Raw genomic sequence first — 1585 nt, forward strand, 5'->3', positions numbered from 1 at the left:
AAGACCGCTGGAACACCTTTGCTGATTATGCGCAGCAAGGTGCTAGTATTGAAGAACAAAATATGGTATTAAGCGGCCTCTTATCAATCAAAAACGACAATGAGGATGCCGCCCTGGATGCCTGGAGGTGGGGCCCCGAAGGGAAAGATGAGGCTGTAAATGCTATGCTAAGTGCAGGCAGTTCTGAGGAGTACAAAGGCTACAACACTTTAGCCACTTATCAAAACAAAGGGGAAAACCTGCCCTTAAAAGTGGGGGTCGGGGTAGCCATTAAATTTCTGGCTAATGTTGGTAGCGGTCAGCTAGTGCATAGTACTACAGATAAGAGTTTACAGGCTGATGATCCGGAAAAAGTCATTGAAGGATCCCCCGATTCTGGCGAATATCCTATAAAGTTTTTACAATAGAAGGGACACCATGGATCACTTTTATTCCCAATGTGGCTAATGTCTATCGGGTACTTTTATTTAGCCGATCCATATTAGAGATTGATTATACACCTATTGGAGTACCTTTAGATGAGTTTGGGAATTTTAGTACCACGCTAAGAGAGGACAATGAGGGGGGCTCTGTAATGGTCTATTTCAGTTATCTGGTTAATGAGGTACTCCATGGTAATCCCAGCCAAGCGACTACTATAAATTTAGCAATGGATAGCGGCCCTCAGCCAGCTCCTGACTCAAACAATGACGGCCTACCAGACTCTATTGATATGAGTTCAGAGGCTGATGATCCGGAAAACGTCATTAAAGGAAGTCCCGGTTCTGGAGAGTATGTATTTAAAGTTTTTACAAAAGAAGGAACACCATGGGTTACCTTCATTCCAAATATTGCTAATGTCTCTCAAGTGCTCCTATTTAGCCGATCGATATTAGAAAGTAATTACTCAACTTTTGGAGTATCTCAGGATGAGTATGGAAATTTTAGTACTCAGCTGAGGGATGGTAATGGAAATGGTCGCGTTGTGGTTTATTTTACTTTTTTGGTTAATGGGGTGCATCATGGTGATTCCAGCGAAGCGACTACTATAGATTTAACGCTGTTGTAGTAGTAGGTAATTGAAAGGGTTTTTGAACTTTTTACAAAAAACACTTATAAAAACCAGGTCTTTAAAGGGTGTTTTTGTATAAGTTTTAAATGGTTTGATAAAGATAATTAACCGATTCAAAAAGTGAGAAATGTAAGCTATCCTAAATACGAAGATCATCAACGAGCCTGGAAAGAATTGGCCAAAGGAATTGCTTCCATTAGGGAGGAGGTCCGAGAGGTTGAAGAGGGAAATATTGCTCCTAATTCTAAAAAGGGAGAACTTATTATTCTTGGCTCTGGAATTGAAACCATAGGGGTATCTCTGGGTGACAAGCAACTTATTGAAGATGCTGATAAAGTGCTTTTCTGTGTGGCAGACCCAGCCACGATCGTTTGGTTAAAACGCCTAAGACCAGATGCTCTGGACTTGTATGTCCTTTATGATGAGAACAAGGAGCGCTACATCACTTATATGCAGATGACGGAAGCTCAATTGTACTGGGTACGACAGGGACTTAAGGTGGTTGTAATATTTTACGGTCACCCTGGTATATTT

3 protein-coding genes are annotated in these 1585 nt (G+C 41.3%); all 3 read left to right on the forward strand.

Going from position 1 to position 1585, the window contains the following annotated elements; all coding sequences use genetic code 11:
- A partial coding sequence (locus E1171_RS23430; RefSeq protein ID WP_222931331.1) for a hypothetical protein occupies positions 1-407 on the forward strand: 407 nt, incomplete at its 5' end.
- Between the two features lie 32 nt (positions 408-439).
- Positions 440-1048: a hypothetical protein gene (locus E1171_RS01600; protein ID WP_155203419.1), complete on the forward strand. Its 609-nt coding sequence runs from the start codon at positions 440-442 to the stop codon at positions 1046-1048.
- A gap of 123 nt (positions 1049-1171) precedes the next feature.
- Positions 1172-1585 (forward strand): SAM-dependent methyltransferase (locus E1171_RS01605; RefSeq protein ID WP_222931332.1); only part of this gene is annotated, 414 nt, incomplete at its 3' end.

Origin of the sequence: Xanthovirga aplysinae (assembly GCF_009711365.1) — a bacterium.
GTDB classification, from domain to species: Bacteria; Bacteroidota; Bacteroidia; order Cytophagales; family Cyclobacteriaceae; genus Xanthovirga; species Xanthovirga aplysinae.